This window comes from Methyloterricola oryzae (assembly GCF_000934725.1).
Classification (GTDB): Bacteria; Pseudomonadota; Gammaproteobacteria; order Methylococcales; family Methylococcaceae; genus Methyloterricola; species Methyloterricola oryzae.
In genome coordinates this window covers 131980-144859 of the sequence record NZ_JYNS01000005.1, presented here as the reverse complement: position 1 = coordinate 144859, position 12880 = coordinate 131980, and the positions used below count along the sequence as shown (strand labels likewise).

The 12880-nt window shown below is 61.4% G+C and carries 12 protein-coding genes; 11 read left to right on the top strand and 1 reads right to left on the bottom strand.

Features of this window, described 5'->3' with window-relative positions; translation table 11 throughout:
- Positions 1 to 246: 246 nt before the first annotated feature.
- The 3 genes from EK23_RS09150 to EK23_RS09140 all read left to right on the top strand — a co-directional run bounded on the left by EK23_RS09150 (position 247) and on the right by EK23_RS09140 (position 3261).
- Positions 247 to 1344, top strand: coding sequence for a hypothetical protein (locus EK23_RS09150; protein WP_145998610.1), 1098 nt, complete (start codon positions 247 to 249; stop codon positions 1342 to 1344).
- Between the two features lie 260 nt (positions 1345 to 1604).
- The gene (locus tag EK23_RS09145; protein ID WP_045225046.1) at positions 1605 to 2048 is read left to right on the top strand and encodes a DUF2846 domain-containing protein; all 444 of its coding nucleotides are present in this window, start codon (positions 1605 to 1607) and stop codon (positions 2046 to 2048) included.
- Positions 2049 to 2229: 181 nt separating this feature from the next.
- Positions 2230 to 3261, top strand: coding sequence for an SGNH/GDSL hydrolase family protein (locus tag EK23_RS09140; RefSeq protein ID WP_045225045.1), 1032 nt, complete (start codon positions 2230 to 2232; stop codon positions 3259 to 3261).
- 46 nt (positions 3262 to 3307) lie between these two features.
- Here EK23_RS09140 and EK23_RS09135 read toward each other — a convergent pair whose 3' ends face one another.
- A complete protein-coding gene (locus tag EK23_RS09135; protein ID WP_158002478.1) occupies positions 3308 to 4639 on the bottom strand; it encodes an esterase/lipase family protein in 1332 nt (443 codons plus the stop codon).
- Positions 4640 to 4789: 150 nt separating this feature from the next.
- Here EK23_RS09135 and EK23_RS09130 point away from each other — a divergent pair, with 150 nt between their 5' ends.
- The 8 genes from EK23_RS09130 (at position 4790) to EK23_RS09095 (ending at position 12777) form a co-directional block, all read left to right on the top strand.
- Positions 4790 to 6652, top strand: coding sequence for a mechanosensitive ion channel family protein (locus tag EK23_RS09130; protein ID WP_082054059.1), 1863 nt, complete (start codon positions 4790 to 4792; stop codon positions 6650 to 6652).
- A gap of 124 nt (positions 6653 to 6776) precedes the next feature.
- Positions 6777 to 7481, top strand: a complete 705-nt coding sequence (locus EK23_RS09125) for a DUF3313 domain-containing protein (RefSeq protein WP_045225044.1) — start codon at positions 6777 to 6779, stop codon at positions 7479 to 7481.
- Positions 7482 to 7641: 160 nt separating this feature from the next.
- Positions 7642 to 8034 carry a hypothetical protein gene (locus EK23_RS09120; RefSeq protein WP_045225043.1) on the top strand — a complete coding sequence of 131 codons (393 nt, stop codon included), beginning with the start codon at positions 7642 to 7644 and terminating at the stop codon, positions 8032 to 8034.
- 40 nt (positions 8035 to 8074) lie between these two features.
- Positions 8075 to 8839 (top strand): hypothetical protein, encoded by a 765-nt coding sequence (locus tag EK23_RS09115; RefSeq protein ID WP_045225042.1) that lies wholly within the window; start codon positions 8075 to 8077, stop codon positions 8837 to 8839.
- Between the two features lie 61 nt (positions 8840 to 8900).
- Entirely contained in the window at positions 8901 to 9749 is an 849-nt protein-coding gene (locus tag EK23_RS21655; protein WP_082054058.1) for a DUF2092 domain-containing protein, read from the top strand.
- Between the two features lie 88 nt (positions 9750 to 9837).
- Positions 9838 to 10566 (top strand): DUF4410 domain-containing protein, encoded by a 729-nt coding sequence (locus tag EK23_RS21650; protein WP_158002477.1) that lies wholly within the window; start codon positions 9838 to 9840, stop codon positions 10564 to 10566.
- On the top strand, positions 10563 to 11840 hold the full coding sequence (locus EK23_RS09100; RefSeq protein ID WP_200892130.1) for a patatin-like phospholipase family protein: 1278 nt from the start codon (positions 10563 to 10565) through the stop codon (positions 11838 to 11840). Before EK23_RS21650 ends, EK23_RS09100 begins: the two co-directional genes overlap by 4 nt.
- 70 nt (positions 11841 to 11910) lie before the next feature.
- Entirely contained in the window at positions 11911 to 12777 is an 867-nt protein-coding gene (locus EK23_RS09095; protein WP_045225041.1) for a transporter, read from the top strand.
- Positions 12778 to 12880 lie beyond the last annotated feature (103 nt).

The window sequence follows — 12880 nt, the reverse complement described above, 5'->3', positions numbered from 1 at the left end:
TTACAGCTTATTTTTATAATAATATTACTAATTCTTCTGTTAAGACAATTCAATGTTTCGGCCCACCTAACTCTGATCTCAATTATACTTATAACACCAAGCTTTTTGGTGGCTTTTGGCGGCCTGATATATCCCGAACGTAATGTTGTTTTTTGGCTTCTTGCCTTTCTGGTCTCGTATCGGGAATACGCGCGAAGGCCAACTTGGAGATGGGCTATTAGCTCGATCTTAACCGCGCAATTCCTTATGTATTACAAGGAAACGGCATTTATCCTCGTGTGCGGCATTTCGGCACCCGCAATCTTCATACGTGCATATGACGTTAGTGCTCGCCGGATCGACCTTAACAAGCTGCGCAACCCAAAATGCGCACTCGATCTCATGCTATTTATATTAGCGCTGATTTTTTTGAGTTATTACCTTCTTATAATGCTCAGAACCGGACTCGGCCATAAGTATATTGAAGACGCCAAACTGCCGCTCTCTGAAATCATTGCGCTTTATTTGAAGAGTGATTTGCTACTTCCATTGCTGATTGTCGCTGTAGTTGGACGTGCGGCTTTTTTGATCCGCACTCGACAATGCCCCTATCTATTCTGGGATGGCTGCGCATTTGCTGCTCTACTCTACATGCTTGCATACTTTGTATTGCGGCTTTTCAGTCCATATTACATGGCTCCCGTAGACCTCATAACCTTGCTTTACGTCAGCCATTGGTTAATCCCCGCATGGCCCCGACTTTCACGACTGGAAAAGCTGACAATTAGTGGAGTAACTGCCGTAGTAGTTATCCAGATCCTGGCCTTTTCAAATATGAAGCTTGTTGAGCGAAAAAACCTCATATCGGCACAGGTGGATATCGCCAATTTTCTTGTTTCCGAGTATGCACGCAACGGAAGCAAGTCGCTGCATTTGTTCTTTCCTTTCAGTGACACCTACAGCCGGCAGGAATTTGCCTCATACCTGCGTTACCGAGGATTGGAACCAGAGCGTGAAATTCAATCGGAAAAGCAGCCATTTAATATCATCATTTCGTCACCGGTCGACCCGCGGGAAGACCGCCGTTGTTTACCTTGGCTCAATTACGTGTGCCGGCAACAGGACGAACCTCGCTCGGGAGACCTTGTGGTGGTTCTGCCAGACGACGGGGCTTCATTCGATCAGTTAAGAAATCTGGTCGGTGATAAAGAGCCCGCGCTCCAAGTCTATCCGATACCGCGCTCACCTGGGTTCTTTGTCGCACTAGCCCGTCTGGTCCGCCCCCTGCAGCCTAACCTGCCCTTCACGGGTACCGTGAATATCAGCGATGCCTGGCTGCATGCATTCGTCTTCCGTTGGCCTTGAGCGTTTTTTTTGTCTTTGTTTGCGATCCAACGCGTTGAACGCAACGCATGAGCACGGAGCGGGACTTCGCCGTGGATCAAACCACGGGAAAATTCGGCGGGCAGCCGCCACGTCACCAGAAATGGAACCGGAGCGAGTTCGCCCACAAACATCGATTTCCGCTCGACACCACTCCTGCTTGTCAAGCCAGATTCCCCGTATTTACACATAAGCCTTTGTAGCTAAAGCTTACGTACTGAAGAACTGAACGGAGAACAGCCATGCCCCATCGGACGCCGCAGGGTCGCGGTATCGCTTGGGTCCTACTTGCGGCGGTCACATCGGGGTGCTCAACGGCCGCCCCGCATTTCAAACCCGCCGAAGCCATTCCGCCCGGAAAGGGCGTTGTCTACATCTATCGCCAGCCACGCATTGCCGGCAGTGGCGTCGTCGGCACGATAACAGCGAACAAGGTTGCTATCGTCAGGATCAGGAGCGGCGGCTATTTTCCATATATCTCTGAACCCGGCCGCGTGAACTTTGCCGTCAAGTCCGAAGTAACTGATGAAGCCGACGTCAATGTGGAGGCGGGAAAGGCGACTTATCTGAAAGTCAGCATCGGGTCAGGGTTTCGCATGAGCCAATTCAACCTGTCGGAAGTTCCCCTGGAACTCGGAAGTCTTGAGATCACCGAATGCAGGCTGCTACCCCCCATCGAGCCTTGAACCCCAAAAAACTTCGGCGGGCGCATCTCTGACAGAACGCATCGGAGGCAGACCAAACAAAGGCTTCCACCATTGCTACCGCTGCCTGCCAACGGCTTGACGCCGCCGAAGCGGCGAGGCACCCTGCACACCTTGCTTCCCGCGCCGCGCCAGGATCCACATTGCAAAAGGAGTAACCGCCATGCGATCTCGTAAACTGCATCTTTCCATCCTGCTGCTCGGCTGGCTGTTCGCCGCCATTGCCCAGGCCCAGGATTTCAGCAAGATCTACGTCTTTGGCGACAGCCTGTCGGACCGGGGCAACCTAGCCGCCCTTTCCGCGGCGCCGGGCCAGGAATTCCTGGCCTTCTTAAATGTGTACCCCTTCGACCAGGGCTTTTCCAACGCAAAGTCACTTACGGAACCGGGCCGGCGCGCTGTAGAGGTGCTGGCGGATGCACTGGCCCTGCCCATTGCCCCAGCCCTGCACACGGTGCTGCTGCCGCAAGGGCTGCCCTCTGAAGGCAACAACTTCGCGGTCGCGGGTGCGGTGGCGTCGGGGCTGCTGGCTAACGGCGGCAGCGACTTACCGGTGTTTCTGCTAGAAACCCAAGTGGCCGCTTTCGATCTGGAAGTCGCCAGCGCATCGCCGGCGCCCGACCTTGCGAATGCCCTGTTCGTGGTATTCATAGGCGGCAATGATGTGCGCGTGGCACGAGATGCGGACTCTCCCCAGTTGGCCAACCGGATCCTCAATACCGCCGTCTCCAAGATCGATGCGGCCATCCGCCATGTGACGCTGATGGGCGGGAGAACCTTTCTGGTGGTCAACTCGCCGGATATCGGGTCGATCCCGGAAACCCGGGTGCTGGCTCAAAAGCCTGGCAACCGCGGTGCAACAGCGAGGGCCACGCGCCTGACCCGCCGCTTCAACAGCCGCCTCTCCGAGACCCTGGAACGGACCCGGAAGACCTTGGGAGTGCAGTTGGTTCAGTTTGATCTGTTCCATTTCTTCCGCGACGTGCTTGAAAACGGCGAGTCCCTGGGTTTTGACAACACCCGCGACGCCTGCGTCGACAACCCCCTGCTGCCGGCGGTTCCCAGCGTGGACCTTGCCTGCCTCGGCGACTTCGACCGCTTCGTCTTCTTCGACGAGGTGCACCCCACCAACCATGTCCAGCAGCGGGTGGGCCGAGCCCTGTATGCACTGGTTCCGGCGCTGCCGGCACCTTGAGCCACTGATCGAAAGCGCGGCGGCCGCAGCCGCTGCGCATACCGCTCTATTCAGCCGCTTGGCGTTCCCGCGCCTCGTCCAGCAGCCGGTTGAGCCGTTTCGATACCTCCGGCATTTTCAGGATGCCGGTATGGGTAGCCTGATAGCCATGCAGGCGCGTGGCGTCGTCCTGCGCCTCCGGGCGCAGTTGGCTGGCCAGGCTGACCACGCCGTCGCCGGCTTCCGTCTCGGTAAAGCCGAACAGCAGATGGTGCCGCACGGAATCGGGCAATCCCCTGCGTGGGGCGTTAGGACCCTCGCCCTGGAAGAAGATCGACCTTAGAAACGGGCTGTCCGGCGCCATGTCGTACCAGGAGCGCACCACCGCTGGCGCATGCTTGACGCCGAGTTCAGCCCCAGCATGCCCGTCCCACGGGGATGACAGGGAGACGAACAACGGAATGTCGGCGTGGGTGCTGCTGGCGTGATGCTTGAGGACGAAGGCCCGCGCTACGAGCCCGCCCATGCTGTGAGCCACCACTAGCAGGCGTCTGAATCCCAGCCTTGCCTGCTGCTGGGTGATCAACTGGTTGAGAACACCCGCGATGTAATCCAGATGGCCGCCCGAGGGGTAATAAAACACCCAGGGCTGAAATTTGCGCTGGTCCAGATTTTCGATGAGGAAGCGGAAGTCCATCGGCGTCCCGGTAATGCCGTGCACAAACAGCACCGGTGCCTTTTTGGCGTCGTAAGGACCGAGGAAATACAGGCCGGCGCGCACATCGAACAGGAAGTCGAAGGGCTGCCACAAGCCCTTGTTTGCGTTCTCCCTGGCAAAGCGGGGATCGTCCAGCGTTACAACATCGCCGTTCACCATCAGCGACAGCAGGCTGAGGCGCATCTGGTCGTGGATGCTTCGCCCTTCCAGCGCGCGCATGTCGAGGCCCCCCTCGACCCGCAGACGGCCGCCCTCGGGGATGGCCAGTGCGATATCGCGCACTTCCGTGCCCGGCTGGCATTGGATCAGCCGCCGCTCATCCACCCGCAGGGCGGATTCGCCGGGCTGATAGATGCGGTCGCCGTTGCTGTCCTCGAAGGCCGCCAGCCCGTAAGTGCCCGGACTGACCGCGAAGAACCAGCGTCCCGACTGCTCCAGCACGAAGTGATCGAACACGCTCCAGTTGGACGTCTGCCGCAGGTCGCCGCCGCGAAAGCGCGCGAGCACGACCACGAGAGTTCCCTGGGATTGCCGCTCGGTTGCCACGCTCCCCCAGAGCTGACAGAGGGCATCGATCTTCTGCTGCTGCTCGGCCACGGTGCGGAACACGCAGCCCGCGCCGCCTCCCAGGAGCAGCGCCACCATCGCGATGGCAAGCCATCGCCGCGTCGAATTGCTCATGAAGCCTCCCGAGTTCCGCGCCTGACCGCCAGACTCTAGCGCAGTGCCCAAAGCTTTGCATCCGGCCATGCCGACCCCGTCACGCGTGCCGGTCGATCTTTCGCGCCGCGCGGCTTACAATCGCGAGAATTCCAGCAGTTAGCCCAGAAAATGGACTTACACACGTACAAGGAAACCGCGGTGAATCCACGGCATGCGCTCACTCCAGAGATTCCAAACCATCAGAAGAACCCAAGGTCCAGCCGCATGCATCAGCCCTTGAATGCCCCGACTGAACGCCACCGCCTGCTTGCCTGGCTGCTCATGTTGAGTCTCCTGCAACCTTTGGCTTGGGCCAGGGCGGACGAGAAAAACCCGCTGGAGCCCATCGACACCTCAAGTCCACGGGCCACTCTGCAGGGCTATCTGCAGTTCATGAACGACGCCTACACCATGGCTGCAGGGCTGGTGCAGTCCTACCTAAGCTCCTCGCGCCTGTTCCTGTCGCCGGAGGACATCGAAAGCATACGCGACGGCATCCACCGCCAGCGGGCGGCACAACGGGTGCTGGATACCAGCGCCTTGCCGCCGGCCCTGGAGGAAGAGTCATCGAGGCGGATCGCCCTGCAGTTGAAAGAAATCCTGGACCGTATCGATCTTCCAGCCACGGACGCGATTCCCGACGCCAAAGCCATGAGCGCAGCCGAGTTCAAACGGTGGACCATTCCCGGCTCGGAAATCCGGATCGTGCGGGTCGAATCGGGGCCCCGCTCCGGCGAATACCTGTTCGGTCCGGATACGGTCAAACGAATTCCCGAGTTCTACCAGCGCATCAAATATCGCCCCTACAAGCAGCACGCCCAACCGGGGCTGTATGACTTCCTCTCTTATAGCCCCACGGGTCCCGCATTGGCCCTGCGGAATTTCATTCCGCCGCGTTGGATTCTGAGCGTGCCGGCCTGGGGAATGGCGACGGTGCTGGATCAGCCGGTCTGGCGCTGGATCGCCATGGCGCTGGTGCTGGCGCTGGCCTTGCTGATCGTCCTGAGCTGCCGTCGCCTGGGTCAGCGCTGGAGCCGGCATTCGGAGGAAGCGGATGCCTGGGCCAAGCTGCTGACGCCCCTCAGTCTGGTGATCGTGTCGCCGGTCACGGCGGAATTGCTGGCCGAGGTGCTGCGCATATCGGGGGCGGTTTACGAGGCCGCCACCCTGTCCCTGTGGGGCCTGTTCTTCATTTCGCTGACTTGGCTGGTTTGGACCTCCGGCGGCGCGGTTGCCGAATCCATCATCGGAACCGAACGGGTGCGCGCCAGCAGCATCGACAGTCAGTTGATCCGACTGATGCTGAGGCTGTTGACCATCGTCGCCGCCATCGCCATCCTGGTGATTGGTGCCGACCGCATCGGACTTCCCGCCTACTCGGTCTTGGCGGGCCTCGGCGTCGGAGGCTTGGCCGTGGCCCTGGCGGCCCAGCAGACCCTTGCCAACTTGCTGGGCTCGCTCATCATCATGTTCGAAAAGCCCTTTGCGGTCGGCCATTACATCAAGGTGCAAGGCATCGAGGGTACGGTGGAAAACGTTGGCTTCCGCAGCACCCGCATCCGCACCTTTTATAACTCCCTGGTCTCCATCCCCAGCAGCCAGTTGGTCAACAGCACCGTGGACAACATGGAGTTGCGCGAAACGCGGCAGGTCAAGACCCTTCTCAACCTGACCTACGATACGCCACCCGAAAAGATTCAGGCCTTCGGCGCCGCCGTCCGCCAGTTGCTGGAAACCGACCCCTACACGGCCAAAGACGTCATCCAGGTGAACTTCCACGACTTCGGCCCCCACAGTCTGGATGTCCTTCTCAACTTTTTCCTCAAGGTACCGGACCGCAGCACGGAATTGAGGCAGCGCGAGCGCATCCTCCTATCCATCGTGCAACTTGCAGAAAGCCAGGGGGTGCGCTTTGCTTATCCCACCCGGACGCTGCAGATCGAGTCCTGGCCGGCTCAAGCGCCTGGTTCCGCTCCAGGAACTGGGATCTGAAACGGCTGCTCAAACCCGTACGCGCCATGGCTTTTGGCGGGTAGTTGCGTTGCCATAAATTGGGAATATGATTATTCAGCCCCAGGCGGCATATCTTGCCAACAACAACTGAAAGGAGATCACCATGACACCGCGCAGGTCCACCATCAAAACCCTCATCGCATTGCCTCTCGTGGGCCTTGCGCTGACCGCCTGCACCACCACCGAAAAGGCAGACGTGAACAAGCAAGGTCTTGCCTGCGGCTTTCTCGGCACCGTGTGCGATCAACTGACGCCAGGCGGCGATGGTCAGGCCGGTTTGCGTTATGTGAACCCCTCCGCAAAGTGGACTTCCTACAGCAAGATGATGGTCGACCCCGTGACGTTCTGGGGAGCGCCATCCAGCTCGGTTTCCGGTTCCGATCAGCAGATGCTGGTGAACTATTTCCACCAGCAACTGGTGGCTGAACTGGGCAAAAAGTTCGAGATTGTCGACAAGCCCGGTCCCGGCGTGATGAAAATCGATGTCGCCATGTTGGACGCCGAGGCCGCGACGCCGGGCCTGCGCAGCGTGTCCATGATCATTCCTCAGGCACACATGCTCAGCAACCTGAAATATCTCGCTACCGGCACCTTCCCCTTCGTTGGCCAGGCCCAGGGCGCGGCGAAGCTGACCGACGCTCAGACCGGCCAGGTGCTGGCGGCCGTAGTCGATCGCCAGATCGGTGGCGGTTCCATCGAGGCCGGGTTCCAGTGGCAGTGGGGCGATGCCGAGAACGCCATTACCACATGGTCGCAGAAGCTGGCGGAGAAGCTATCCTCCTGGACCAGCGGCCAGGCCACTCCGTAAACCGGCGCAGCGACCCGGCTCCGGCCTGGTGCGCGTTTTGGCGCCAGGCCGGAAGGAGCGGCGGTGGACGCCGCTCCGCTTCACTCCCGACACGGAACCGTCACGCAGGCGGTCAGTCCCCAAGGCACTGTTCACGACAAACACGAGAAGGATCACGACCATGCCTGATGTCTCTCCCTCCCCCAGCGCTTTCCCATACCGCGTTCTCCTGGTGCCTGTCGCCGTGGTTGCTGTCACAGTTCTATTCACGGGCTGTGTCAGCGACGCCCAGTTCCTGGCCGAGAACTCGCCTGGCGCCCTGCGCACCGCCGAAGCCCGCGGCAAGTTCGAACTGAACTGCGAACAAGTGACCACCTCGGTCCTCTCTCAGAAGATCATCCAGGGCATCCAGGGTGGCTACCGGGCCGCAGGCGCCTGGGCCGGCCCCTGGACCCAATACACCATCGGCATCCGCGGCTGCGGCCGGGAAGCCGTGTACGAGACCGTCTGCCGTGACGTTGAGAACTGCAATGCGTTTTCGCAGACAGCCCGGGTGCTGGACGCGCCACAATAAGGCCGCCGGCTTCCCCATCACTTCGCAGGGAGTAATTCCTATGCACACCCGACCAAGTACCTTGATTCTGACCGCCGCCTTGGCGGCGGCCTCGTTTAACGCTTATCCCTGGGGCGCCGTGGGCTACCGCGGCGCAGCGGTGGGCGGCGGCGGCTCCGGGGCGGCGGTTGGCCGCTACGGCGGCAGTGCCTCCTGGAACCATGGCACCGGCAGCGCCACCGGGGCCTATGGCGGCAGCGCTTCCTGGAATCACGGAACCGGCAGCGCCACTACGGCCCGCGGCGGATCCGCGTCCTGGTCCGACGGTTCAGGCAGCGCCACCAGCGCCTATGGCGGTAGCGCGTCTTGGAATCATGGTTCAGGCACCGCCACCGGCGCCTACGGCAATACCGCTTCCTGGAACCACAACGCCTATTACCGGCCGCCACCTCCGCCTCCCGTGCATTACGGCTACGTCGCGCCGCCGCCGGTCCGCTATGGCTATCCGGCGCCGGTTTATTACAACAACGGCGGCTATTCCGGCGGCGAGGTGGCGGCCGCCGGGGTGGCCGGGCTTGCGGTGGGCGCCATGGCGGGCGCGGCGGCGGCCAAGTCCTCGCAACCGACCAACACCACGGTCGTGGTGCAGCAGCCGGCTGCGGGCTATCCCGCGGCCATGCCCATCGGCGCCCAGGTCAGCACCTTGCCCGGCGGATGCGGCAGCGTGAACATGCACAACACCGAGTACTACCAATGCGGCCCCAACTGGTACAAACCGTATTTCGGCAGCTCCGGGGTCTACTACCAGGTCGTTTCAGCACCCTGATCGGTGCCCGGAGCCTCGCTCCGCAGCCCGAATTCAATCCCATGAACAACGAGGAACGGACATGCTAAGAAAACAACATGGCTCAAGCCGGATGCTCCTGAGTCCCATCGCACTGTCGCTCACGCTGGCGGCTGCGGGTTGCGCGCACAAGGGTGAATCCGGCAAGGCGGTTCCCACGCCCATCCAGCCGGCCGTGGTGCAACCCGTCGCCCCACCGCCACCGCCGCCCTCCACCTTCGAACAGCCCGCCCTGGATCGCCTGAAGCAGATGAGCGAAACCTTGGCGACAGCGAAGTCCCTCACGTTCAAGGCGCGCAGCTCCGGTGAATTCCCTGCCAAGACCGGCCAGTTCGTCACGTATTTCGCCGAGTCGAGCCTGGCGTTAAAACGGCCCAACATGCTGAGAGCAAAGGTCGGCGGAGATCTGCCGCATTTCGTGCTCTACTACAACGGCAGCAAGCTCGCGGCCTTCGACCCTGCCAAGAAGCTCTACGCGACAACGGATGCTCCGAACACCCTGGATGCCATGCTGCCATTCGCCATGGAGAAAACCGGAATCACCTTCCCCTCGGCGGATTTCATGGTGGCCGATCCCTACCAGGCCCTGACCAAGGAACTGACCCACGCCATCGTGGTGGGCCCGGCCCAGGTGCACGGCGTCGCCTGCGAGCATTTCGCCTTCATGAATGCCAACACCAACTGGGAAATCTGGATCGAGAGCGGCAAGAACGCCCTGCCACGCCGCCTGGCGGTAACCTATAAAGATGTGCCTAACTTTCCAAGATTCGTGGTGGAGCTATCCGACTGGAACCTGAAGCCCAGTCTCTCCGCCGGCATGTTCGACTTCAGCAAGCCCGAAGGCGCGAAGCAGGTGGAATTCGGAACGCAAATGGCCGCGCCCGGCAAGTGAACGGGGATTCAGCGCGCCCGTGCAACCGGCCGGCCATACCCGTGCCAAGCCTTCAGATACCTAGGACAACGAGGCAAGCATCATGTTTATGAACAAGACTTTCGCAACATCGGCAGCCATACTGGCGCTGGCCATTTTCTCCGGCTGCGCCAAGAACACCGTGCGCCCCACCAGCGAAGTGGCCAATACCGGCCTCCCCAGGCCACAGCAGGTGCTGATCTATAACTTTGCCGTCAGCCCGAGCGATGTGCACCAGAATTCCAGCATCTTCGCGAAACTGGAGCGCAACATGAAGCAGGAAAACCCGACGGCGGAGGAACTGGCGGTTGGCCGCGAGGTCGCGGACGCCCTCGCTACCGAATTGGTGGAAAAGATCCAGGCCATGGGCCTGAACCCCCTGCGCTCGGATCAGAACATGCCGGTCAACCCGGGATCTATCCTGGTCACCGGACACTTTCTCAAGATCGACGAAGGCAACCGCCTGCAGCGCAACGCCATCGGCTTCGGCCTGGGGCAGTCCTCGGTGGACTGTGATGTCGAGGTACTGGCCCCCATGCAGGCAGGGCTCTCCTCCATCGCTTCTTTCTCCGCCCATGCGGACAGTGGCGACATGCCGGGGGCTGCAGTGATGGGTCCCGCGGGCGCCGCCGCCGGCGCGGGAACGGCCGCCGTGCTGGCGACCAATGCCGCCGTCAGCGGGGCCAAGAGCTACAAGTCCTCCTCGGCCCAGCAGGCCAAGGCCCTGGCCGACAAGATCGCCACCCAGTTGCAGACTTACTTCGCCGAGCAGGGGTGGATCAGCCCAGGCGGTCAATGACCGGACATCACGCATCGGCCGGATTGCCCTACCAAGACCTGAGGCTGCACCGCATGCTAATTCATCTGCGTAGTCTGATTGCCCTGCTCGCCGTTCTGGCGTTGCAGGGCTGCGGCGCGCTTTTCCGGTTGAACGCGGTGCCCGTGGCCCAGACCATGAAGGCCGAGGTGCCCGGCATGCCCGGCGTGCGCTATTGGGTGGACCGCGACATCACGCCCCTGATCAACGACAGCATGGCGGCGCTGCAGCGCGAGCGGGACACGCTGGCCAAGCAGAGTCAAACCGGCGAACTGCCCCCCGCCAACTTCCTGGCCATTTCCGGAGGAGGCGATGACGGCGCCTTCGGCGCGGGCCTGCTTACGGGCTGGAGCAAATCCGGCACCCGCCCGATCTTCAAGGGCGTCACTGGCATCAGTACCGGAGCCCTCATCGCCCCCTTCGCCTTCCTCGGGCACGAATACGACGACCGTTTGAGCCAGGTTTACACTTCCGTCTCCAAGAAGGACATCGCCGAGGAACGTTCCCTGATGGCGGCCCTCACCAGTGACGGCATGGCCGACAACCGCCCGCTCTGGCAGTTGCTGGGCAAGTACGTGGATGAAGCCATGCTGACGCGGATCGCGGCGGAATACGGCAAGGGACGGCTGCTGCTGATCGGCACCACCGACCTGGATGCGCGCCGGCCGGTGATCTGGAACATGGGCGCGATCGCCGCCAGCAAGAATCCCAAGGCGCTGGAGCTGTTCCGCAGCATCATGCTGGCCTCGGCCGCCATCCCGGGCGCCTTCCCGCCGGTCATGATCGACGTGGAAGTGGATGGCAAAAAGTACCAGGAGATGCACGTGGATGGCGGCACGACCGCCCAAGTCTTCCTCTATCCGCCCCGCCTGTCGGACGTGATGGAACAGCACGGCATGAAACCGGCTCAGCGCGAACGGCGCGCCTACATCATCCGCAATGCCCGCCTAGACCCGGAATGGTCCTCGGTAGAACGGCGCACCATGAGCATCGCCGGCCGCGCCATCGCCTCCCTGATCCAGACCCAGGGCCTGGGCGACCTGTATCGCATCTACCTGACCGCTCAGAAGGACGGCCTGGATTACAACCTGGCCTTCATCGGAGCCGACTTCAAGGCGGAGCACCGCGAGGATTTCGATCCTGCCTACATGAAGGCGCTCTACGACTACGGCTACCGGCTGGCGCTGAAAGGCTATCCGTGGAGAAAGGCGCCGCCAGGCCTAGCGGGGTCCGAACTGCCTGGCCAGATCCACTAGCCTGAACGCGACCCTGGCAATCCGGCGCCTGCGCCCTGCCGGGTGCTTTACCCTGGCGGCCTGCTGCCTGATGGCGCAACAAGCCGCCGCCACCGACATCGAGCCAAGGGCTTATTCCAACATCCCGGTCGGCCTCAACTTCCTGGTGGTCAACTATGCCTACACCCAGGGCAATGTGAGCTTCGCCCCCACGGTGCCCATCACCAATGGCAGGATGTCCATCCACAGCGCCACCCTGGCCTACGTGCGTTCACTGGACCTCTGGGGCCATTCCGGCAAGTTCGACATCATCGTGCCCCAGGCCTGGCTGTCGGGCCAGGCGGAGGTGCTGGGCAAACCCAGGATCCGCGATATCAGCGGCTTTGCCGACCCTTGGGTGCGTTTCTACATGAATCTGCTGGGGGCGCCCGCCCTGAGCATGAAGGACTTCAGCCAGTACCAGCAGGACTGGATCCTGGGCGCCAGCCTCGCGGTCTCCCCGCCCGGCGGCCAGTACGACCCGGAAAAGCTGGTGAACCTCGGCACCAACCGCTGGGCCGTCAAGCCCGAACTCGGGCTATCCAAGGCCTTCGGTCCGCTCACTATGGAGCTGGCAGCGGGCGTCTTCATCTTCACCGACAACGACCAGCCTTTCCGTGGCAAGACCCTGGAACAAGACCCCATGGTCGCACTGCAGAGCCACCTCATCTACAGCTTCGGCAATGGCATCTGGGGGGCCTTCGACGCCAATTACTACACCGGAGGCCAGACCACCAAGGATGGCATCGAAGCCAACGACCGCATGGAGAACTGGCGCCTGGGCGGCACTCTCTCCTTTCCCATCAGCCGCCAGCAGTCCATCAAGCTGTTCGGCAGCAGCGGCATCTATGCCCGCACTGGCAGCAACTTCGATATCGTGGGACTCGCCTGGCAGTACCGCTGGGGGGAAGGACTTTAACGCCAAGAACCCTCCCGCGGCGTCTGGCGGGATTCCGGGCTTTTCATTAAAGTATCGGCAGACACTGTTAAGGACCCTCACGATGCGAACCGGACGACCCGCC

Bases quoted from the DNA above. Each gene is read 5' to 3' on its own strand.
- EK23_RS09150 (WP_145998610.1), top strand. From the start codon at position 247: ATGTATTACAAGGAAACGGCATTTATCCTCGTGTGCGGCATTTCGGCA.
- EK23_RS09145 (WP_045225046.1), top strand. From the start codon at position 1,605: ATGCCCCATCGGACGCCGCAGGGTCGCGGTATCGCTTGGGTCCTACTT.
- EK23_RS09140 (WP_045225045.1), top strand. From the start codon at position 2,230: ATGCGATCTCGTAAACTGCATCTTTCCATCCTGCTGCTCGGCTGGCTG.
- EK23_RS09135 (WP_158002478.1), bottom strand. From the start codon at position 4,639: ATGAGCAATTCGACGCGGCGATGGCTTGCCATCGCGATGGTGGCGCTG.
- EK23_RS09130 (WP_082054059.1), top strand. From the start codon at position 4,790: ATGGACTTACACACGTACAAGGAAACCGCGGTGAATCCACGGCATGCG.
- EK23_RS09125 (WP_045225044.1), top strand. From the start codon at position 6,777: ATGACACCGCGCAGGTCCACCATCAAAACCCTCATCGCATTGCCTCTC.
- EK23_RS09120 (WP_045225043.1), top strand. From the start codon at position 7,642: ATGCCTGATGTCTCTCCCTCCCCCAGCGCTTTCCCATACCGCGTTCTC.
- EK23_RS09115 (WP_045225042.1), top strand. From the start codon at position 8,075: ATGCACACCCGACCAAGTACCTTGATTCTGACCGCCGCCTTGGCGGCG.
- EK23_RS21655 (WP_082054058.1), top strand. From the start codon at position 8,901: ATGCTAAGAAAACAACATGGCTCAAGCCGGATGCTCCTGAGTCCCATC.
- EK23_RS21650 (WP_158002477.1), top strand. From the start codon at position 9,838: ATGAACAAGACTTTCGCAACATCGGCAGCCATACTGGCGCTGGCCATT.
- EK23_RS09100 (WP_200892130.1), top strand. From the start codon at position 10,563: ATGACCGGACATCACGCATCGGCCGGATTGCCCTACCAAGACCTGAGG.
- EK23_RS09095 (WP_045225041.1), top strand. From the start codon at position 11,911: ATGGCGCAACAAGCCGCCGCCACCGACATCGAGCCAAGGGCTTATTCC.